Raw genomic sequence first — 19805 nt, 5'->3', positions numbered from 1 at the left:
GGTCACATGGTCAATCTGACGCGCATCTACACCAGGACCGGCGACAAGGGCACCACCGCCCTCGGTGACATGAGCCGGGTCGCCAAGACCGACCTCAGGATCTCGGCGTACGCCGACGCCAACGAGGCCAACGCGGTGATCGGCACCGCGATCGCGCTGGGCGGCCTGGACGAGGAGGTCGTCAAGGTCCTCACCCGCGTCCAGAACGACCTGTTCGACGTGGGCGCGGACCTGTCGACGCCGGTGGTGGAGAAGCCGGAGTTCCCCCCGCTCAGGGTCGAGCAGTTCTACATCGACCGGCTGGAGGCGGACTGCGACCGCTTCAACGCGCAGCTGGAGAAGCTGCGCTCCTTCATCCTCCCCGGCGGCACCCCCGGCGCGGCCCTGCTGCACCAGGCCTGCACGGTGGTCCGCCGCGCCGAGCGTTCCACCTGGGCGGCCCTGGAGGTGCACGGCGAGATCATGAACCCGCTCACCGCGACCTACCTGAACCGGCTCTCCGATCTGCTGTTCATCCTGGCCCGGATCGCCAACAAGGAGACCGGGGACGTGCTGTGGGTGCCGGGTGGGGAGCGGTAGCGGCCTTCACAGGCGCCGGTAGATGTCCCTGCGATGACCGACCTCGACCACGAGGATGACGAGCTTGCCGTCGTCGATCAGGTAGGCGATCCGGTATGCACCGACGCGCAGGCGGTACAGGTCGTCGTGGCCGGACAGCTTCTTCACGTCGGCGTCATCGCGGTACGGGTCGTCGCCCAGGCGGCTGAGCGCGTGCAGGATGCGCAGCGCGGTCGTCTGGTCGATGGTCCGGAGCTGGCGGCGCGCCGCGGCGGTGAACTCGAAGGCGTACTTCACGCGGCACCGGTTGAGGACGCGTCCGAGGGCGGTCCGAAGATGTCCGCCAGTACGTCCGCCAGCGAGGCTCGCGGCGCGTCGCCCTCCTCCTGAAGCGTTCGCAAAGCCTTACGCGCGAGCACCTCGTCGGCAGCTTTCTCCAGCGCGTTGTACTCCTCTATAGGCACGATCGCGGCCACCGGGGTGCCGCCACGGGTGATCACCGTGGGCTCCCCCTCCTCGGCCTGGTCGAGCAGCCTGGCAAGGTTGGCTCGGGCTTCGCGCATGGATACGGAGTCGTCCATGGCATCGAGTGTACTCACATTCGTGTACACCGGCGCTCCGACGCCTGCACCCTTCGATGTACTTGCGGACCCTCCTCCCGGCCCACGAGAACCATGCCGTCCCCGTGTTGGATGGACCCATGCCCCTCGCACTCCCCCGCCCGCACCGCGACGACCTGCGCATTGCCGTGGGCGGGCTGCTCGGCGGAGTGCTGCTGTGGGCGCTCGGCATCCACCCGCGCGTGGCCTCGGACAGCCTCGTGCTGTGGCACGCGCCCTGGGCTCCGCTGGTCCCGCTCGCGGTGACCGTCGCCTGCGAGCCGCTGCGCCGCATCCGGCCCCGCGTCGGTCTGCTGATCGGCACCGCCGCGCTGACCCTGGACACGATGACCCTGGGCAGCATCGTCACAGTCGTGCTGTACACCGACCTGGTCTACGCGGCCGTCCTGTACGGCAGCCCCGCCGCCGCCCGGCGCATCCCCTGGATCACCGGGATGCTGACGGTCCTCGGCGGAGTCGTGCCCGCCGCCCTCTGGCGCGATCCGCAGGGGCTGCTGATCGGTGTGGGCGTCGGCGTGGTCGCGTTCGCGCCCGCCTCCACGGGCTGGGTGGTCCGCAACCACCGCGACGCGGCCGAGGCGGCCCGGCTGCGCGCCGAACAGACCGCGCTGCTGGCCGAGAGGGACCGTGTCCAGGCGGTCACCGCCGAACGGGCCAGGTTCGCAAGGGAGTTGCACGACATGGTCGCGGGCCGTCTGTCGGCGATCGCCATCCACTCCACGGCCGCGCTCTCCCTGGACGACCCGAAGACCTCCCAGGAAGCCCTGGCCGTCATCCGGGAGAACAGCGTCGAGGGGCTGGCCGAGATGCGGCGGCTGATCGGGATCCTGCGGGACAGCTCCGGCGACCATGAGCCCGCCGCGTCCCCCACGCTCGACGGCCTCGGTGCCCTGGTGGACGGCGCCCGCGCCAACGGCCTGGACATCACCCTCGACGCCGGCCACGACAGCGTGCCCGCGCCGGTCGAGCTGGCCGCCTACCGGATCGTGCAGGAGTCGCTGACCAACGCACTGAAACACGCGGCGCCGGGCCACGTCCACGTCGGCCTCAGCCAGCAGAGCGGCACCCTGCACGTGCGGGTGACCAGCCCCTACCGGGCCGGCGACACCCCACGCGCCCCCGGCTCCGGCTCCGGTCTCGCCGGGATGCGGGAACGGACGGCGCTGCTCGGCGGCAGCTTCGAGGCCGGGCCCGAGGGCGCCCTGTGGGCCGTACGCGCCACGCTTCCGCTCACCGAAGGAGACCCCGCATGATCCGCGTCCTCGTCGCAGAGGACCAGTCCGCCGTACGCGCCGGGCTCGTTCTGATCCTCCGCAGCGCGCCCGACATCGACGTGGCCGGCGAGGCGGCGGACGGCGAGCGGGCGGTCGAACTGGCCCGGGAGCTGCGGCCGGACGTGGTGCTGATGGACGTGCAGATGCCGCGTCTCGACGGGGTGTCGGCGACCCGGCAGATCGTCGCCGAGCAGAGCGCGGACGTGCTGGTGCTGACCACCTTCGACCTCGACGAGTACGTGTTCGGGGCGCTGCGGGCGGGTGCGGCCGGGTTCCTGCTGAAGAGCACCGAGGCGAAGGACCTGCTCCAGGCGGTGCGGACGGTGGCGCGCGGGGAGGGGATCGTCGCGCCGGCGGTCACCCGGCGGCTGATCGCCGAGTTCGCCGCGAAGCCGGTGCGCGAGCCGACGGCCGACCCGGCCGTGCTGGCCGGGCTCACCCGGCGCGAGCGCGAGGTGCTGTCGTGCATCGGCGAGGGGCTGTCCAACGCCGAGATCGCAGAGCGGCTGGAGATGGCGGAGGGCACGGTGAAGACGCACGTCAGCCGACTGCTGGCGAAGCTGGAGCTGCGCAGCCGTGTCCAAGCGGCCGTATTGGCGCAGGAGTTGGGGATTTAGCGGGAACTCGGGGGCAAGTGGTCCAGACCTATTGACCTGTGGTCCAGACCTTTCTATTCTCGCGGCACCGTGGGCGTGAAGGCTCAGTCATGCCCCTGACACCCCCAAGGGAACATCCCCATACAAGAGGGAGGCGCCGCATGCGCTTCAGACACAGAGCCGCGGCAGGGTTCGCGACCCTGTTGCTCCCCCTGGCCGGCCTGGTCGGCCTCGCGAGCCCCGCCCAGGCCGCGGGCAACGCCACCGCCACGTACGCCAAGACCCAGGACTGGGGTACCGGCTTCGAAGGCAAGTGGACCGTCAAGAACACCGGTACCACCGCGATCAGTTCATGGACGATCGAGTGGGACTTCCCCTCCGGTACGTCCGTCACCTCCGCGTGGGACGCGGACGTCACGAACTCCGGCACCCACTGGACCGCCAAGAACAAGTCCTACAACGGCTCCATCGCCCCGGGTGCCTCCGTCTCCTTCGGCTTCAACGGCGCCGGCTCCGGTTCCCCGTCCAACTGCAAGCTCAACGGCGACAGTTGTGACGGCACCACCGTTCCCGGCGACGCGGCCCCCTCCGCCCCCGGCACCCCGACCGCGTCGAACATCACCGACACCTCGGTGAAACTCGGCTGGAGCGCGGCCACCGACGACAAGGGCATCAAGAACTACGACGTGCTGCGCGACGGCACCAAGGTCGCCACGGTGACGACGACCTCGTACACGGACACCGGCCTCACCGCCGGCACCGACTACTCCTACACCGTGCAGGCCCGTGACACCGCCGACCAGACCGGCCCGGTCAGCAGCGCGGTCGCCGTACACACCACCGGCGGCGGCACCACGCCCCCGCCCACCGGGAACAAGGTCAAACTCGGCTACTTCACCGAGTGGGGCATCTACGGCCGCAACTACAACGTCAAGAACCTGGTGACGTCCGGCTCGGCCGCGAAGATCACGCACATCAACTACGCGTTCGGCAACGTCACGGGCGGCCAGTGCGCCATCGGCGACTCCTACGCCGACTACGACAAGGCGTTCACCGCCGACCAGTCGGTGAGCGGCGTCGCCGACACCTGGGACCAGCCGCTGCGCGGCAACTTCAACCAGCTGCGCGAGCTGAAGGCCAAGTACCCGAACATCAAGGTGCTGTGGTCCTTCGGCGGCTGGACCTGGTCCGGCGGCTTCGCGCAGGCCGCGGCCAACCCGGCCGCCTTCGCCCAGTCCTGCTACAACCTGGTCGAGGACCCGCGCTGGGCCGATGTCTTCGACGGCATCGACATCGACTGGGAGTACCCGAACGCCTGTGGTCTGAGCTGCGACACCAGCGGGGCCGCGGCCTTCAAGAACCTGATGTCGGCGCTGCGCGCCAAGTTCGGCTCGAACAACCTGGTCACCGCGGCCGTCACGGCCGACGGCTCCGCCGGCGGCAAGATCGAGGCCGCGGACTACGCGGGCGCCGCCCAGTCCGTCGACTGGTACAACGTGATGACGTACGACTTCTTCGGTGCCTGGGACGCCAAGGGCCCGACGGCTCCGCACTCCCCGCTCACCTCGTACAGCGGCATCCCGAAGGCGGGCTTCACCACCGCCGACGCGATGGCCAAGTACAAGGCGATCGGCGTCCCTGCGAGCAAGCTGCTCATCGGCATCGGCTTCTACGGCCGCGGCTGGACCGGCGTGACACAGGACGCCCCGGGCGGCACGGCGACCGGCCCGGCCACGGGCACCTACGAGCAGGGCATCGAGGACTACAAGGTGCTGAAGACGTCCTGCCCGGCGACCGGCACCGTCGCCGGTACGGCGTACGCGCACTGCGGCAGCAACTGGTGGTCGTACGACACTCCGGCCACCATCGCGACGAAGATGGCGTGGGCCAAGAACCAGGGCCTCGGCGGTGCGTTCTTCTGGGAGTTCAGTGGTGACACCGGCAACGGCGAGCTGGTGAGCGCCATCAGCAACAACCTGTAAGAGCGCCTCAAGCGACGTTGACGCGCTGACCGGGCGGGGCTGCCTCCAGCCACGCGAGGAAACCGGTCAGCGCGTCTTCGCTCATGGCGAGTTCGAGGCGCGTGCCCCGGTGGGTACAGGCCAGGACCACCGCGTCGGAGAGCAGCGCCAGCTCCTCCTCGCCCTCGGGCAGCCGGCGGCCGACCACCTCGATCGCGGCGCGCTCCAGGGTGCGGCGCGGGCGAAAGGCGTAGGAGAAGACGCGGTACCACTCGATGCGGTCGCCGTTGTAGCGGGCGACGCCGTAGCTCCAGCCCTTGCCGCTGGTGTCCGGTTTCTCGGGCAGGTCCCAGCGCAGGGAACAGTCGAAGGTGCCGCCGGAGCGCTGGATCAGTCTGCGGCGCAGTCCGAACAGGAAGAGTCCCACCACCACGAGCGCGATCACGATTCCGCACACAGTCAGAGCGAGGACCATCGGCACCGACCTCCTCGTCTCCCAGGTACTGGAACTAGGCTCGAACTAGGTAATGGAACGGAAAAAACACCCACATCTGCCTCAGCCGCGGTCAGCACCGGATTGCTCCGGGCCGACCGCGGCTGAGTGACGTCATCACACGGCGCGATGGATCAACGCGCCGCCTCCGCCGCCCGCAGGCGGACGTCCGCGCGGCGCTCGGCCTCCGCGTCATCCTCCGCCTTCGCGCGCTCGAGCTCGCGCTGAACGCGCTGGACATCGATCTCGTCCGACAGCTCGGCGACCTCGGCCAGCAGGGACAGCTTGTTGTCCGCGAACGAGATGAAACCGCCGTGCACCGCGGCGACGACCGTTCCACCATCACTCGTACGGATGGTCACCGGGCCCGACTCCAGCACACCGAGCAGCGGCTGGTGACCGGGCATGACGCCGATGTCGCCGGACGTGGTGCGCGCGACGACCAGGGTGGCCTCGCCGGACCAGACCTGGCGGTCGGCGGCGACCAGCTCGACGTGCAGCTCAGCAGCCAAGGTTGGCTCCTCGGGTCACCACCCGGCGGTAGTGCCGGGTGTTGGGGTCAATTCTAGTAGGCGTGGATGAGGGGGCGGGACGCGCCCGCCCCCTCACACGAGCGCGAGGCTCAGGAGACGCCCAGCTCCTTGGCGTTGGCCTTGAGGTCCTCGAGGCCACCGCACATGAAGAACGCCTGCTCGGGGAAGTGGTCGTACTCACCGTCGCAGATCGCGTTGAACGCGGCGATCGACTCGTCGAGCGGCACGTCCGAGCCGTCCACGCCGGTGAACTGCTTGGCGACGTGGGTGTTCTGGGACAGGAAGCGCTCCACACGACGGGCACGGTGGACGACGAGCTTGTCCTCCTCGCCCAGCTCGTCGATACCGAGGATCGCGATGATGTCCTGGAGGTCCTTGTACTTCTGCAGGATCGTCTTCACGCGCATGGCCGCGTTGTAGTGATCCGCAGCGATGTAGCGCGGGTCCAGGATCCGGGACGTGGAGTCCAGCGGGTCCACGGCCGGGTAGATGCCCTTCTCGGAGATCGGACGGGACAGAACCGTCGTCGCGTCGAGGTGGGCGAAGGTGGTGGCCGGGGCCGGGTCGGTCAGGTCGTCCGCGGGGACGTAGATCGCCTGCATCGAGGTGATCGAGTGACCACGGGTCGAGGTGATGCGCTCCTGGAGGAGACCCATCTCGTCGGCCAGGTTCGGCTGGTAACCCACCGCGGAGGGCATACGGCCGAGCAGGGTCGACACCTCGGAGCCCGCCTGGGTGAAGCGGAAGATGTTGTCGATGAAGAACAGCACGTCCTGCTTCTGGACGTCACGGAAGTACTCGGCCATGGTGAGGCCGGCCAGCGCGACGCGCAGACGGGTGCCCGGGGGCTCGTCCATCTGACCGAAGACCAGGGCGGTCTTGTCGATGACGCCGGAGTCCGACATCTCCTCGATCAGGTCGTTGCCCTCACGGGTGCGCTCACCGACACCGGCGAACACGGAGACACCGTCGTGGTTGTTGGCGACACGGTAGATCATCTCCTGGATGAGCACCGTCTTGCCGACGCCGGCGCCGCCGAACAGACCGATCTTGCCGCCCTTGACGTACGGGGTCAGCAGGTCGATGACCTTGACGCCGGTCTCGAACATCTCGGTCTTCGACTCGAGCTCGTCGAAGTTCGGGGCCTTGCGGTGGATGCCCCAGCGCTCGCCCTCGTAACGCTCGTCGACGTTCAGCACCTCACCGAGGGTGTTGAACACCTTGCCCTTGGTGAAGTCACCGACGGGCACCGTGATGGAGTTGCCGGTGTCGACGACCGGGGCCTGGCGGACCAGACCGTCGGTGGGCTGCATGGAGATCGCGCGGACCAGGCCGTCACCCAGGTGCTGGGCGACCTCCAGGGTCAGCGTCTTCTTCTCGCCGGCGTTGGCCGGGTCGGCCACCTCGACGTGAAGGGCGTTGTAGATGTCCGGCATCGCGTCGACGGGGAACTCCACGTCGACGACCGGGCCGATGACCCGGGCGACGCGGCCCGTGGCCGTCGCGGTCTCAACAGTGGTGGTCATTATCGGTCACTCCCCGCGGTCGCGTCGGCCAGGGCGCTCGCGCCACCGACGATCTCGCTGATTTCCTGGGTGATTTCGGCCTGGCGGGCCGCGTTGGCAAGACGGGTGAGGTTGTTGATCAGCTCACCCGCGTTGTCGGTCGCCGACTTCATCGCGCGCCGCGTGGCGGCGTGCTTCGAAGCGGCCGACTGGAGCAGCGCGTTGTAGATACGGCTCTCCACGTAGCGCGGCAGAAGGGCGTCGAGGACGTCCTCCGCCGAGGGCTCGAAGTCGTACAGCGGGAGGATCTCGCCCTTGGGGGCGGCCTCCTCGGCGACCTCTTCGAGGCGCAGCGGCAGCAGGCGGGCGTCGAGCGCCGTCTGCGTCATCATCGAGACGAACTCGGTGTAGACGATGTGGAGTTCGTCCACACCGCCGTCCGCCGTCTCCTTCTCGATGGCCTCGATCAGAGGCGCCGCGACCTTCTTGGCGTCCGCGTACGTCGGCTCGTCCGTGAAGCCCGTCCACGACTCCGCGATCTTGCGCTCACGGAAGTTGTAGTGGGCGACACCGCGCCGGCCGACGATGAACACGTCGACCTGCTTGCCGTCGCGCTCCAGGCGCTCGGTCAGCTGCTCCGCCGCCTTGATGGCGTTGGAGTTGAAGGCGCCGGCCAGACCGCGGTCGCTCGTGAGGAGCAGGACCGCGGCACGGGTCGGGTTCTCCGCCTCCGTGGTGAGCGGGTGCTTGGTGTTCGAACCCGTACCGACCGCCGTGACCGCGCGCGTCAGCTCGGTCGCGTACGGCGTGGAGGCCGCCACCTTGCGCTGCGCCTTGACGACGCGCGAGGCGGCGATCATCTCCATCGCCTTGGTGATCTTCTTGGTCGCGCTGACGGATCGGATGCGACGCTTGTAGACCCGGAGCTGGGCTCCCATGAGTCAGGTCCCTTCCTTACGTCACTTGGACACGGAGACAGCCGGAGCTTCCTCGCCGAGCAGCTTGCCGTCGGAGGTCTCGAACTGCTTCTTGAACGCGGCCACGGCCTCGTCGATCGCCTGGATCGTGTCGTCGGACATCTTGGCGCCCTCGCGGATCGAGGTGAGCAGACCCGACTCCTGGCGCTTCAGGTAGTCCAGCAGCTCGCGCTCGAAGCGGCGGATGTCGGCGACCGGGACGTCGTCCATACGGCCGTTGGTGCCGGCCCAGACGGAGACGACCTGCTCCTCGGTGGCCATCGGCTGGTACTGGTCCTGCTTCAGCAGCTCGACCATGCGCTGACCGCGCTCCAGCTGGGACTTGGAGGCCGCGTCCAGGTCGGAACCGAAGGCGGCGAACGCCTCCAGCTCACGGAACTGGGCGAGGTCCACGCGCAGACGGCCGGAGACCTGGCGCATCGCCTTGTGCTGGGCGGAACCACCGACTCGGGAGACGGAGATACCGACGTTCAGCGCGGGACGCTGACCGGCGTTGAACAGGTCCGACTCCAGGAAGCACTGGCCGTCGGTGATGGAGATGACGTTGGTCGGGATGAACGCCGAGACGTCGTTGGCCTTGGTCTCGACGATCGGCAGACCGGTCATCGAGCCGGCGCCCATGTCGTCGGAGAGCTTGGCGCAGCGCTCCAGCAGGCGGGAGTGCAGGTAGAAGACGTCACCCGGGTAGGCCTCACGGCCCGGCGGGCGGCGCAGCAGCAGCGACACGGCGCGGTAGGCGTCGGCCTGCTTCGACAGGTCGTCGAAGATGATCAGGACGTGCTTGCCCTGGTACATCCAGTGCTGGCCGATGGCCGAACCGGTGTACGGCGCCAGGTACTTGAAGCCGGCCGGGTCGGACGCCGGGGCGGCGACGATGGTCGTGTACTCCAGAGCACCGTTCTCCTCCAGCGCGCGGCGCACGCCGGCGATGGTGGAGCCCTTCTGGCCGATGGCGACGTAGATGCAGCGGACCTGCTTCTTCGGGTCGCCCGAGCGCCAGTTGTCGCGCTGGTTGATGATCGTGTCGACGGCCAGGGCGGTCTTGCCGGTCTGGCGGTCACCGATGATCAGCTGACGCTGACCACGGCCGATCGGGGTCATCGCGTCGACGGCCTTGTAGCCCGTCTCCATCGGCTCGTGCACCGACTTGCGCTGCATGACCGTGGGGGCCTGCAGCTCGAGGGCGCGGCGGCCGTCGGTCTCGATCTCGCCGAGGCCGTCGATCGGGTTGCCGAGGGGGTCGACGACACGGCCGAGGTAGCCCTCGCCGACCGCGACGGAGAGGACCTCACCGGTGCGCTGCACCGGCTGACCCTCCTCGATGCCGCTGAACTCACCGAGGACGATGGCACCGATCTCGCGCTCCTCGAGGTTGAGGGCGAGGCCGAGGGTGCCGTCCTCGAACTTCAGCAGTTCGTTGGCCATGGCCGAGGGCAGGCCCTCGACCTTCGCGATGCCGTCGCCGGCAAGGGTGACCGTACCGACCTCCTCGCGCGAGGCCGCGTCCGGCTTGTACGACTGGACAAAGTTCTCCAGCGCGTCCCGGATCTCCTCCGGCCGGATCGTGAGCTCCGCCATCTGGGTTCCCTGCTCTCCTTGTTGGGCCCGAAGTTTCACTTGGGGGGATGGGGACTCCCCCCATAAAGAGGTGAATCCTCTGCACGGCCCAACCAGGGCCGTAGGTACGTACTGCTTCTTGAGTTGCTGCTAGCTCGCCATGCGGCGGGCGGCGTCGTCCAGCCGGTCCGCGAGGGAGCCGTTGATGACCTCGTCACCGACCTGCACCCGGATCCCGCCGATCACGTCGGGGTCCACGTCCAGGTTGAGGTGCATCCGGCGGCCGTAGAGCTTCGCCAGGGCGTCGCCCAGGCGCTGCTTCTGCCGGTCGCTCAGCGGCACCGCCGAGGTGACGGTCGCCACCAGACGGTCCCGGCGGTCGGCGGCGAGCTTGGACAGGGACTCCAGTCCCGCTTCCAGGCTACGTCCACGCGGAGCGGTGACCAGGCGTGCCACCAGACGCTCGGTGGCGGGCTTGGCCCGGCCGCCGAGGAGCCGGCGCAGCAGCTCGACCTTGGCCGCGGCGCTCGCGGCCCGGTCGGTCAGCGCGGCGCGCAGCTCGGTGTTCGAGGAGACGATCCGGCCGAACCGGAACAGCTCGTCCTCGACGTCGTCGAGCGTGCCCGTCTTCTCCGCGGCGGTGAGGTCGGCGATGTTCGCCAGCTCCTCCAGCGCGTCGACCAGGTCGCGGGGCTGCGACCAGCGGGCACGGGCCAGCCCGGACACCAGGTCGGCGGTCGCGCCGCCCACCTGGCCGCCGATCAGGCGCTGGACCAGCTCCGCCTTGGCCTCTCCGGGCTGCGCCGGGTCGGTGAGGACCCGGCGCAGGCCGGCCTCGCGGTCGAGCAGCGCGGTGACGGCCGCCAGCTCGTCGGCGAGCTGCACGGCGTCCACGGACGTGGAGTCCGTCAGCGCGTCGAGACGCTCGCGTGCGGCTGCCAGGGCCTCGCGGCTCGCTCCGTTCATCGCGCGGCCTCGGCCTTCTCCTCAAGCTCGTCGAGGAAGCGGTCGATCACACGGCTCTGGCGGGCGTGGTCCTCGAGGGACTCGCCGACGAGCTTGCCGGCCAGGTCGGTGGCGAGCCTGCCGACGTCCTGCCGCAGCGACTGAGCGGCGGCGTTGCGGTCGGCGTCGATCTGCGCGTGGCCGGCGGCGACGATCTCCTCGCGCTGCCGCTGGCCCTCGGCGCGCATCTCGGCGATGAGCGCGGCACCCTGCTCCTGCGCCTCCTGGCGCAGGCGCGCGGCCTCGTGCCGGGCTTCGGCGAGCTGGGCCTTGTACTGCTCCAGAACGCTCTGGGCCTCGACCTTCATGGCGTCGGCCTCTTCGATACCGCCTTCGATCGCCGCGCGGCGCTCCTCCAGAACCTTGTTGATGTTCGGAAGCAGCTTCTTCCAGAAGAAGAAGAACACGATGGCGAAGGCGATGGTGCCGACGAGCAGCTCGGGACCGGCCGGGATGAGCGGGTTCTGCTCAGTCTCCTCGGCCGCCAGCTGTGCCAGGTTGGCGATCACATCAGTGCCTTTCGTCGATACGTGTCGGTACGGAGGTCTTACTTGGTACCGAACACGAACGGCATGACGATGCCGATGAGGGCGAGCGCCTCACAGAAGGCGAAGCCGAGGATCTGGTTGGCACGGATCAGGCCGGCGGCCTCGGGCTGGCGGGCGAGGGCCTGGGTGCCGTTGCCGAAGATGATGCCGACGCCGATGCCGGGGCCGATAGCCGAGAGGCCGTAACCGACGGAACCGATGGAACCGGAGACAGCGGCAAGGGTCTCAGTGGCAGCCATGCTGAATCTTCCTTCTCTTTACGGACCGGTGGGGGTTGGCCACCGGACGACCGGGGGGGTGTGGGAGGGGCTCAGTGGTGCTCGGCGAGAGCGCCCTGAATGTACGAGCAGGCCAGCAGTACGAAGACGTACGCCTGGACGGCCTGGACGAAAAGCTCGAAGCAGATCATGGCCATGGTCATCACGAAGGAGACACCGGCGGCCGGGATCATCCAGCTGTTCAGCAGGTACCAGGAGGCGACGGTGAACATCACCAGCATCAGGTGACCGGCGAACATGTTGGCGAAGAGTCGCACCGCGTGCGTGAACGGGCGGACCAGCAGGTTCGAGAAGAACTCGATGAGCATGACGAGCGGGAGCACCCCGCCCAGCGACTTGTCGTAGCCCGTGATGTTCTTGAAGAAGCCGACGAAGCCGTGGCGCTTGAAGGTGAGCCCGACCCAGAGGATCCAGACCGTGACGGCCAGGACCACCGGGAACGCGAAGACCGAGGAGACCGGGAACTGCGCCAGCGGGATCACGGACCAGATGTTCATGATCCAGACGAAGAAGAAGAGGGAGACCATGAACGGCACCCACTTCTCGCCCTCGCGCTTGCCGAGGGTCTCGTACACGATGCCGCGGCGCACGAAGTCGTAGCCGGCCTCGCCGATCATCTGGAGCTTGCCGGGGACGACCTTGGCCTTGCCGAACGCCGCCCAGAAGAACGCGACGACGAGCACGGAGGTGACGAGCGCGAGCAGCATCACCTTGTTGAACTCGAACCCGCCGACCGTGGCGAGCGGCTTGAACAGGAACGAGTGCAGGCCCGGAGCCGGGAAGCCACACCCGTTGTCGGACATGATCCGACAACTCCAGTCAAAGGCGAGCTGGGTCTGGTCAGCACTCACCGCGGGCTCCTTCGGCGTGACGCATGGGTACGGCAACCTCGTTGTGTCGGCGCGGCGCGCGGCCGCGGATCGGCACCGGACTGGTGTTACGGATGTGGGGGCGGCTTGGGGGCATCGAGCCTCGCGAATGAGCAGGCGTCAGCTCAGATGCCCGCGCCCGCGATGCCGCAGTTGGCACCGGACGATAGCAGGAGATCTCACAGGCCTTTATCCCGCCCCTACTCCTCACGACGACGGCCCTGTCTTCTCGTGCTTCTCGCTCTTCGCGGAGTCGGGATCGACGTAGAAGATCTTGGCCTTCATGTGGGCGCGCGCCTGCGCGGCCATCCACACGACGGTGGTGACGACCAGCGACAAGGCGAACGCCTTCGCGTTGAAGAGGGAGGTGCCCTTGAAGACGGCGACGAAGATGAAGAGGAGCAGCAGCTGGGCCATGTAGAGCATCAGGCCCATGGCCTGGAAGAGCTGCGGGAGCGTTTTTGCCGTCCACTGCAGCACGTAGAGGCCGATTCCCATGAACAGGATGGCCAGCAGCGTGCCGAGAGCCGCACCGAGCGCGCCCTTGCCCCCCGCGACCGCGGCGCTCACGGCGACGGCGATCACGCCGGCGGCCGCTGAGGGCACAGCGATCTGCAGAAGGTTCCGGGCGTCATTGGACGGCATGGCGGCAACTCCGCTTTCACAGGGGGGCAGGTGTCGTCATGGACGAGCGTAGTCCCGGGCTGAGTGATCGAGACCTCACACCGATGGCCCGTCGCACTACGGTCCTTCGGCTCCATCCCGGGTTCTCGTGAACCGTATCACAAACTATTTGATGAGGTCTTTACCTGCTGGGTGTGCTTGCTGTCACACATGAGAGTGACAGCGCCCGTCTGTGCAAAAACCGTGCCCACTTGTCTGGTATTGGGGAAGTTTGCTCCCCCATGAGTCGGCAATGCTCTCGTCAGATTCTTACCTTGCGGCCCTTACCGAGACGCGAACGGGGGCCAATGGCAGTCGCCCCGTTGACGCCCGTGACACCGGCCGTGACCGGGGTCCGGTGCTCCTCCTCCGCGGGCTCGCACACAGGGGTCTCGACGCTCCCGGCCGTCGCCTCGGCGGCCCGCCGGCGCCTGCGGTAGCGCGGCGGCACGAACCGCTCCGCCCAGACCGGGGCGCGCGGGGTGAAGCGCGGGAGCAGCAGCAGGACCAGGCCCACGGCGCTGAGGAAGACCACGCCCAGCACGATCCACATCGAGGCCGAGTTGACCGAGTACGCCAGCGTGCCGAAGGCGATCAGGGCCGACCAGAAGTACATGATCAGCACCGCCCGGCTGTGCGAGTGGCCGATCTCCAGCAGCCGGTGGTGCAGATGGCCGCGGTCCGCGGCGAACGGGGACTGGCCGCGCCAGGTGCGGCGGACGATGGCGAGGACCAGGTCCGCCGTCGGCACCGCGATGATCGTCAGCGGGAGCAGCAGCGGGATGTAGACCGGCACGGTCTGATGCACCGCCGCCTTCTCCGAACCCGCGTACAGGTTCAGCGCGTCCGGGTCGAGCTGGCCGGTGATCGAGATCGCGCCGGCCGCCAGCACCAGGCCGATCAGCATCGAGCCGGAGTCGCCCATGAAGATCCGCGCGGGATGCATGTTGTGCGGCAGGAACCCCAGGCACATGCCCATCAGGATCGCCGCGAACAGCGTGGCGGGGGCGGCGGCCTCGATGCCGTACGACACCCAGACGCGGTAGGCGTACAGGAAGAACGCGGCCGCCGCGATGCAGACCATGCCGGCGGCGAGGCCGTCCAGGCCGTCCACGAAGTTCACCGCGTTGATCGTGATGACGACGAGCGCCACCGTCAGCAGCGTGCCCTGCCACTGGGTCAGCGCCACGTTGCCGACGCCCGGGATGGGCAGCCACAGGATCGTCAGACCCTGCATGACCATGACGCCCGCGGCAATCATCTGGCCGCCGAGCTTGATCAGCGCATCGATCTCGAACTTGTCGTCCAGGACGCCGATCAGCCAGATCAGGGCGGCCCCGGAGAGCAGTGCCCGCGGCTCGTTGGACTTGGCGAAGACCTCGTTGAGGTTGGTGAGGTGGTCCGCGACCAGCAGGCCCGCACACAGGCCGAAGAACATGGCGATCCCGCCGAGGCGCGGAGTGGGCTCCCGGTGCACGTCACGGGCCCTGATCTCCGGCATGGCCCCGGCCACGATCGCGAACTTCCGCACCGGCCCTGTCAGCAGATACGTCACCGCGGCCGTGACACAGAGCGTCAGCAGGTATTCACGCACGGGCTTCCCCACAGGTCTCGCTGGCCATCACAGCCCCACACCCTAGCGACGGACGCATATGGATGAGGACTTCCGGGTAGCGACGATGGTTGCACGTGTGGCTGTGCACGACGGTCACTCCGGGGTGTACGGACGTGCGCCTACCCTCGCTCAGCCGGGATACGGCGGAAATCTACCGGTGAGTTCGCGCACCTCCTCCCGCGCCCCGGCCGGTTCCGCCTCGCCCCGCAGCACGGCCGCCAGCAGCGCGGCGATCCGCACCATCTCCGGCTCCCCCATCCCCTGCGTGGTCACCGCGGCCGTCCCCAGACGCAGCCCGCGGCCGTCGCCGTGCGGCAGCACGCAGCAGTCCAGCACCATTTCGGCGGCGGCGAGCCGGCCGCGTGCGGTGCGCCCGTCCACGCCGAGCGGGGCCGGGTCCGCGGTGATCAGATGGGTGTCGGTGCCCCCCGTGGTGACCGCGAGTCCCTCGGCGGCCAGGTGACCCGCCAGAACCCGCGCATTGGCCACCACCTGATGGGCGTACACACCGAACGCCTCGGTTGCCGCCTCGCCGAACGCGACGGCCTTGGCGGCGATGGTGTGCATCTGCGCGCCGCCCTGGGTGAAGGGGAAGACGGCCCGGTCGACCCGCTCGGCCAGCTCACCGCCGCACAGGAGCATCCCGCCGCGCGGACCGCGCAGCACCTTGTGGGTGGTGGCGCACACGATGTCGGCGTACGGCACCGGGCTGGGCGCCGCTCCCCCGGCGACCAGGCCGATCGGGTGCGCCGCGTCCGCGATCAGATACGCCCCCACCTCGTCGGCGACCTCGCGGAAGAAGGCGTAGTCGAGATGGCGGGGGTAGGCGATCGAGCCGCACACGATGGCCTTGGGCCGGTGGTTGCGGGCCAGGTGGCGCACCTGGTCGTGGTCGACGAGTCCGCTCTCGGCGTCGAGGCCGTACCCGACGAAGTCGAACCAGCGGCCGGAGAAGTTCGCGGGCGAGCCGTGGGTGAGATGGCCGCCGTAGGGCAGCCCGAGGGCGAGGACGGTGTCGCCGGGGCGCAGCAGGGCGGCGTAGGCGGCCAGGACGGCCGAAGAGCCCGAATGGGACTGGACGTTGGCGTGTTCGGCGCCGAAGAGCGCCGTGGCCCGCTCGACCGCCAGGCGTTCGGCGACGTCGACCAGTTCACAGCCGCCGTGGTACCGGGCACCGGGATAGCCCTCGGCGTACTTGTTGGCGAGCGGCGAGCCGAGGGCGGCGAGCACCGCCGGCGAGGTGAAGTTCTCGGCGGCTATCAGCTGCAGCGTCGTCGACTGCCTCTCCAGCTCCCCCTGCAGGATCTCGGCCAGCTGCGGGTCCTGCCGCCGCAGGACATCGGTCTCGAGGGTATGGGTGACCGACATGGCGGGCTCCCGGGCGGTCGACGGTGACGTAGGTCCAATGTAGGCCCGGGGTCGGTGCGGTGCTCGGCGTCACATCCGCGCAGGTACGCCGGTCAGCGCAGTCACCACCGGATCCAGCGCCTCGTGTATCTCGTCGCCGATCGACTGGAAGAACGGCAGCGGCGCACCGTACGGGTCGAACACCTCGTCCGCCTCCGCGGTGGGCGCGAGCAGCCACCCGCGTAGAGCGGCCGCCGCACGCACCAGGGCCCGCGCACGCGCGACCACGCCGTCCTCCAGGGGCGGCAGCGTCGTCGGGTCGATGGCGCGCACCAGACGGGTGAACTCCTTCAGGGTGAAGGTGCGCAGACCCGCCGAGTGGCCCATGGAGATGACCTGGGCGCGGTGGTCGCGCGTGGCCGTCAGCACCAGGTCGGCCATGATCACGTGCTCGTCGAGCAGCTCCCGGCCGACGAAGCCGGAGGCGTCCGCGCCGAACTCGGCGAGCACGGCCTCCGCGTTGGCCTCCATAGGCGCGCCCTCGTGGCCCCAGGTGCCCGCGCTCTCCACGATCAGCCCGCCGCCGAGTACGCCGAGCCGCTCCGTCACGAAATGGCGGGTCAGCCGCTCGGTGATCGGCGAGCGGCACACGTTGCCGGTGCTGACATGGAGGATCCGGAAAGTGTCGCGCGGGAATCCGAACGTCGTCGTCTCGTCCCCGCTGGTCACCCCGTTGCCTATGCCACGCCCCGCGTCAGGGGCCGTCAATTCGCCACCTCGAGGTCGGGTACGACCTTTCGCAGCTCGTCGGGGGAGATCGCGCCCTCGCGCAGCAGCACCGGCACCGGGCCGGTGACGTCCACGATGGACGAGGGCACGTTGCCGGGGGTGGGGCCGCCGTCGAGGTAGACGGAGACGGCGTCGCCGAGCATCTCCTGGGCGGCGTCGCAGTCCTCCGGCGCCGGGTGGCCGGTGAGGTTCGCCGACGACACGGCCATGGGGCCGACCTCGGTGAGCAGCTCGATGGCGACCGGGTGCAGCGGCATGCGGACGGCGACCGTGCCGCGGGTGTCGCCGAGGTCCCACTGCAGGGACGGCTGGTGCCGGGCGACCAGCGTCAGGGCACCCGGCCAGAACGCGTCGACCAGCTCCCAGGCCAGCTCGGAGAAGTCCGTGACCAGGCCGTGCAGGGTGTTCGGGGAGCCGATGAGGACAGGGGTGGGCATGGCGCGGCCCCGGCCCTTGGCGGCGAGCAGGTCGGCGACGGCCTCCGAGGAGAACGCGTCGGCGCCGATGCCGTACACCGTGTCGGTCGGCAGCACCACCAGCTCGCCCCGGCGGACGGCGGACGCGGCTTCGCGCAGACCCGTCACGCGGTCGGTCGCGTCGTTGGTGTCGTATCGCCGTGCCATGTCTAGCTGGCCTCCTCGTACACGTACTGCGGGCTGGAAGTGGTGGTCACGGCAGCGCCCTGCGGGCGGTCGCGAACCGGGGGCGGTTGTTGAGGTCCGGGTGGTCGGCCGCGTCGGCCCAGCCCCGCTCCTCGGTGAAGATCCACGGCACCTGGCCGCCCTGGGTGTCGGCGTGCTCGATGACGACGACACCGCCGGGCCGCAGCAGCCGGTGCGCGGTGCGCTCCAGGCCCCGGATCAGGTCGAGGCCGTCCTCGCCGGAGAACAGGGCCATCTCGGGGTCGTAGTCGCGGGCCTCCGGGGCGACGTACTCCCACTCGGTCAGCGGGATGTACGGCGGGTTGGAGATGACCAGGTCGACCTGTCCGTCGAGGTCCGGGAAGGCCGTCAGGGCGTCGCCCTGGCGCAGGTCGACCCTGGACCCCGCCACGTTCTTGCGGGTCCACACCAGGGCGTCCTCGGACATCTCCACGGCGTGCACACGGGAGCGCGGGACCTCCTGGGCGAGGGCCAGCGCGATGGCACCGGAGCCGGTGCACAGGTCGACGATGCAGGGCTCGACGACGTCCATGGCGCGCACGGCGTCTATGGCCCAGCCGACCACGGACTCGGTCTCCGGCCGGGGCACGAAGACGCCCGGCCCGACCTGGAGTTCCAGATACCGGAAGTAGGCGCGCCCGGTGATGTGCTGCAGCGGCTCGCGCTGCTCACGCCGGGCGATGACCTCCCAGTAGCGGGCGTCGAAGTCGGAGTCCTTCACGGAGTGCAGCGCTCCCCGCTTCACGCCGTGCACGAACGCGGCGAGCTCCTCCGCGTCGTTGCGCGGCGAGGGCACGCCGGCGTCGGCCAGCCGCTGGGTGGCCTGTGCCACCTCTGCGAGCAGCAGGTTCACGCAAGTCCTCCGGTGGTACTCGTACGTGCCTTATGCAGCTGCCAGCTTCGCCGCCGAGTCGGCGTCGACGCAGGCCTGGATCACCGCGTTGAGGTCGCCGTCCAGGACCTGGTCGAGGTTGTACGCCTTGAAGCCGACCCGGTGGTCCGAGATGCGGTTCTCCGGAAAGTTGTAGGTGCGGATCTTCTCGGAGCGGTCGACCGTGCGGACCTGGCTGCGGCGGGCGTCGGCGGCCTCCCGCTCGGCCTCCTCCTGCGCCGCCGCGAGCAGCCTGGAGCGCAGGATACGCATCGCCTGCTCCTTGTTCTGCAGCTGACTCTTCTCGTTCTGGCAGGAGGCGACGACTCCGGTCGGGATGTGCGTGATGCGCACGGCGGAGTCGGTGGTGTTGACGGACTGGCCGCCGGGGCCGGAGGACCGGTAGACGTCGATGCGCAGATCGTTGGGGTTGATCTCCACGTCCACCTCCTCGGCCTCGGGGGTGACCAGGACACCGGCCGCGGAGGTGTGGATACGGCCCTGGGACTCGGTGGCCGGCACCCGCTGGACGCGGTGCACGCCGCCCTCGTACTTCATCCGGGCCCACACGCCCTGGCCGGGTTCGGACTGCCCGCGCGTCTTCACCGCGACCTGGACGTCCTTGTAGCCGCCCAGCTCGGACTCGGTGGCGTCGATGATCTCGGTCTTCCAACCGATGCGCTCGGCGTAGCGCAGGTACATGCGCAGCAGGTCACCGGCGAACAGCGCGGACTCGTCGCCGCCGGCGCCGGCCTTGATCTCCAGAATGACGTCCTTGTCGTCACTCGGGTCACGCGGGATCAGCAGGAGGCGCAGCTTCTCGGTCAGCTCCTCGCGCTGCTTCTCGAGATCCTTGACCTCTGCGGCGAAGTCAGGATCGTCCGCGGCGAACTCGCGCGCGGTCTCGATGTCGTCGCCGGTCTGCTTCCAGGAGCGGTACGTGGCGACGATCGGGGTCAGCTCGGCATAGCGCTTGTTCAGCTTGCGCGCGTTCGCCTGGTCGGCGTGGACCGACGGATCGGCGAGCTTCGTCTCCAGATCGGCCTGCTCGGCGACGAGTTCCTCGACGGCCTCGAACATCTTT

At 69.2% G+C, this 19805-nt stretch carries 22 protein-coding genes; 4 read left to right on the top strand and 18 right to left on the bottom strand.

The features are described from left to right. Positions 1–6: 6 nt before the first annotated feature. Entirely contained in the window at positions 7–579 is a 573-nt protein-coding gene (locus ACZ5DS_RS13690; protein ID WP_468237250.1) for a cob(I)yrinic acid a,c-diamide adenosyltransferase, read from the top strand. Between the two features lie 6 nt (positions 580–585). On the opposite strand, the gene ACZ5DS_RS13685 is transcribed toward ACZ5DS_RS13690, so the two are convergent. Further along, positions 586–855, bottom strand: coding sequence for a type II toxin-antitoxin system RelE family toxin (locus ACZ5DS_RS13685; protein ID WP_390855613.1), 270 nt, complete (start codon positions 853–855; stop codon positions 586–588). Beyond that, positions 852–1139 (bottom strand): type II toxin-antitoxin system Phd/YefM family antitoxin, encoded by a 288-nt coding sequence (locus ACZ5DS_RS13680; RefSeq protein WP_390855614.1) that lies wholly within the window; start codon positions 1137–1139, stop codon positions 852–854. The genes ACZ5DS_RS13685 and ACZ5DS_RS13680 overlap by 4 nt, the downstream gene beginning before the upstream one ends. Positions 1140–1258: 119 nt before the next feature. Here ACZ5DS_RS13680 and ACZ5DS_RS13675 point away from each other — a divergent pair, with 119 nt between their 5' ends. From ACZ5DS_RS13675 to ACZ5DS_RS13665, 3 genes are all read left to right on the top strand, one after another. Continuing rightward, positions 1259–2431 carry a sensor histidine kinase gene (locus ACZ5DS_RS13675; RefSeq protein ID WP_468237247.1) on the top strand — a complete coding sequence of 391 codons (1173 nt, stop codon included), beginning with the start codon at positions 1259–1261 and terminating at the stop codon, positions 2429–2431. Next, a complete protein-coding gene (locus tag ACZ5DS_RS13670; RefSeq protein WP_468237244.1) occupies positions 2428–3069 on the top strand; it encodes a response regulator in 642 nt (213 codons plus the stop codon). Before ACZ5DS_RS13675 ends, ACZ5DS_RS13670 begins: the two co-directional genes overlap by 4 nt. A 140-nt stretch (positions 3070–3209) precedes the next feature. Beyond that, positions 3210–5030 (top strand): glycosyl hydrolase family 18 protein, encoded by a 1821-nt coding sequence (locus ACZ5DS_RS13665; protein ID WP_468237242.1) that lies wholly within the window; start codon positions 3210–3212, stop codon positions 5028–5030. Between the two features lie 7 nt (positions 5031–5037). On the opposite strand, the gene ACZ5DS_RS13660 is transcribed toward ACZ5DS_RS13665, so the two are convergent. From ACZ5DS_RS13660 to prfA, 16 genes are all read right to left on the bottom strand, one after another. After that, the gene (locus ACZ5DS_RS13660; protein ID WP_468237239.1) at positions 5038–5484 is read right to left on the bottom strand and encodes a DUF2550 domain-containing protein; all 447 of its coding nucleotides are present in this window, start codon (positions 5482–5484) and stop codon (positions 5038–5040) included. A gap of 152 nt (positions 5485–5636) precedes the next feature. After that, on the bottom strand, positions 5637–6014 hold the full coding sequence (locus ACZ5DS_RS13655; RefSeq protein ID WP_468237236.1) for a F0F1 ATP synthase subunit epsilon: 378 nt from the start codon (positions 6012–6014) through the stop codon (positions 5637–5639). 110 nt (positions 6015–6124) lie between these two features. Beyond that, positions 6125–7561 (bottom strand): F0F1 ATP synthase subunit beta, encoded by a 1437-nt coding sequence (atpD, locus tag ACZ5DS_RS13650; RefSeq protein WP_468237234.1) that lies wholly within the window; start codon positions 7559–7561, stop codon positions 6125–6127. Then, on the bottom strand, positions 7561–8478 hold the full coding sequence (locus ACZ5DS_RS13645; protein WP_468237232.1) for a F0F1 ATP synthase subunit gamma: 918 nt from the start codon (positions 8476–8478) through the stop codon (positions 7561–7563). Before ACZ5DS_RS13645 ends, atpD begins: the two co-directional genes overlap by 1 nt. Before the next feature lie 21 nt (positions 8479–8499). After that, positions 8500–10095 carry a F0F1 ATP synthase subunit alpha gene (gene atpA, locus ACZ5DS_RS13640; protein ID WP_468237230.1) on the bottom strand — a complete coding sequence of 532 codons (1596 nt, stop codon included), beginning with the start codon at positions 10093–10095 and terminating at the stop codon, positions 8500–8502. Between the two features lie 129 nt (positions 10096–10224). Then, positions 10225–11040 carry a F0F1 ATP synthase subunit delta gene (locus ACZ5DS_RS13635; protein WP_468237228.1) on the bottom strand — a complete coding sequence of 272 codons (816 nt, stop codon included), beginning with the start codon at positions 11038–11040 and terminating at the stop codon, positions 10225–10227. Beyond that, positions 11037–11588 carry a F0F1 ATP synthase subunit B gene (locus tag ACZ5DS_RS13630; RefSeq protein ID WP_468237225.1) on the bottom strand — a complete coding sequence of 184 codons (552 nt, stop codon included), beginning with the start codon at positions 11586–11588 and terminating at the stop codon, positions 11037–11039. The genes ACZ5DS_RS13635 and ACZ5DS_RS13630 overlap by 4 nt, the downstream gene beginning before the upstream one ends. A 38-nt stretch (positions 11589–11626) precedes the next feature. Next, positions 11627–11866, bottom strand: coding sequence for an ATP synthase subunit c family protein (locus ACZ5DS_RS13625; RefSeq protein ID WP_053670587.1), 240 nt, complete (start codon positions 11864–11866; stop codon positions 11627–11629). 71 nt (positions 11867–11937) lie between these two features. Continuing rightward, positions 11938–12708, bottom strand: coding sequence for a F0F1 ATP synthase subunit A (atpB, locus tag ACZ5DS_RS13620; protein WP_468238213.1), 771 nt, complete (start codon positions 12706–12708; stop codon positions 11938–11940). A gap of 273 nt (positions 12709–12981) precedes the next feature. Continuing rightward, on the bottom strand, positions 12982–13419 hold the full coding sequence (locus tag ACZ5DS_RS13615) for a hypothetical protein (protein WP_468237221.1): 438 nt from the start codon (positions 13417–13419) through the stop codon (positions 12982–12984). Between the two features lie 280 nt (positions 13420–13699). After that, positions 13700–15031, bottom strand: a complete 1332-nt coding sequence (locus tag ACZ5DS_RS13610; RefSeq protein ID WP_468237218.1) for an MraY family glycosyltransferase — start codon at positions 15029–15031, stop codon at positions 13700–13702. 150 nt (positions 15032–15181) lie between these two features. After that, positions 15182–16420, bottom strand: a complete 1239-nt coding sequence (locus tag ACZ5DS_RS13605) for a serine hydroxymethyltransferase (protein ID WP_468237216.1) — start codon at positions 16418–16420, stop codon at positions 15182–15184. 69 nt (positions 16421–16489) lie between these two features. Further along, entirely contained in the window at positions 16490–17167 is a 678-nt protein-coding gene (locus ACZ5DS_RS13600) for an arsenate reductase/protein-tyrosine-phosphatase family protein (RefSeq protein WP_468237213.1), read from the bottom strand. Then, the gene (locus ACZ5DS_RS13595) at positions 17164–17811 is read right to left on the bottom strand and encodes an L-threonylcarbamoyladenylate synthase (RefSeq protein ID WP_468237210.1); all 648 of its coding nucleotides are present in this window, start codon (positions 17809–17811) and stop codon (positions 17164–17166) included. Before ACZ5DS_RS13595 ends, ACZ5DS_RS13600 begins: the two co-directional genes overlap by 4 nt. A 46-nt stretch (positions 17812–17857) precedes the next feature. Continuing rightward, the gene (gene prmC / locus ACZ5DS_RS13590) at positions 17858–18703 is read right to left on the bottom strand and encodes a peptide chain release factor N(5)-glutamine methyltransferase (RefSeq protein WP_468237207.1); all 846 of its coding nucleotides are present in this window, start codon (positions 18701–18703) and stop codon (positions 17858–17860) included. 30 nt (positions 18704–18733) lie between these two features. Then, a complete protein-coding gene (gene prfA / locus ACZ5DS_RS13585; RefSeq protein WP_468237204.1) occupies positions 18734–19801 on the bottom strand; it encodes a peptide chain release factor 1 in 1068 nt (355 codons plus the stop codon). Positions 19802–19805 lie beyond the last annotated feature (4 nt).

Source organism: Streptomyces sp. NPDC031100 (assembly GCF_055570785.1).
This window is presented reverse-complemented; position numbering and strand designations above follow the sequence as displayed.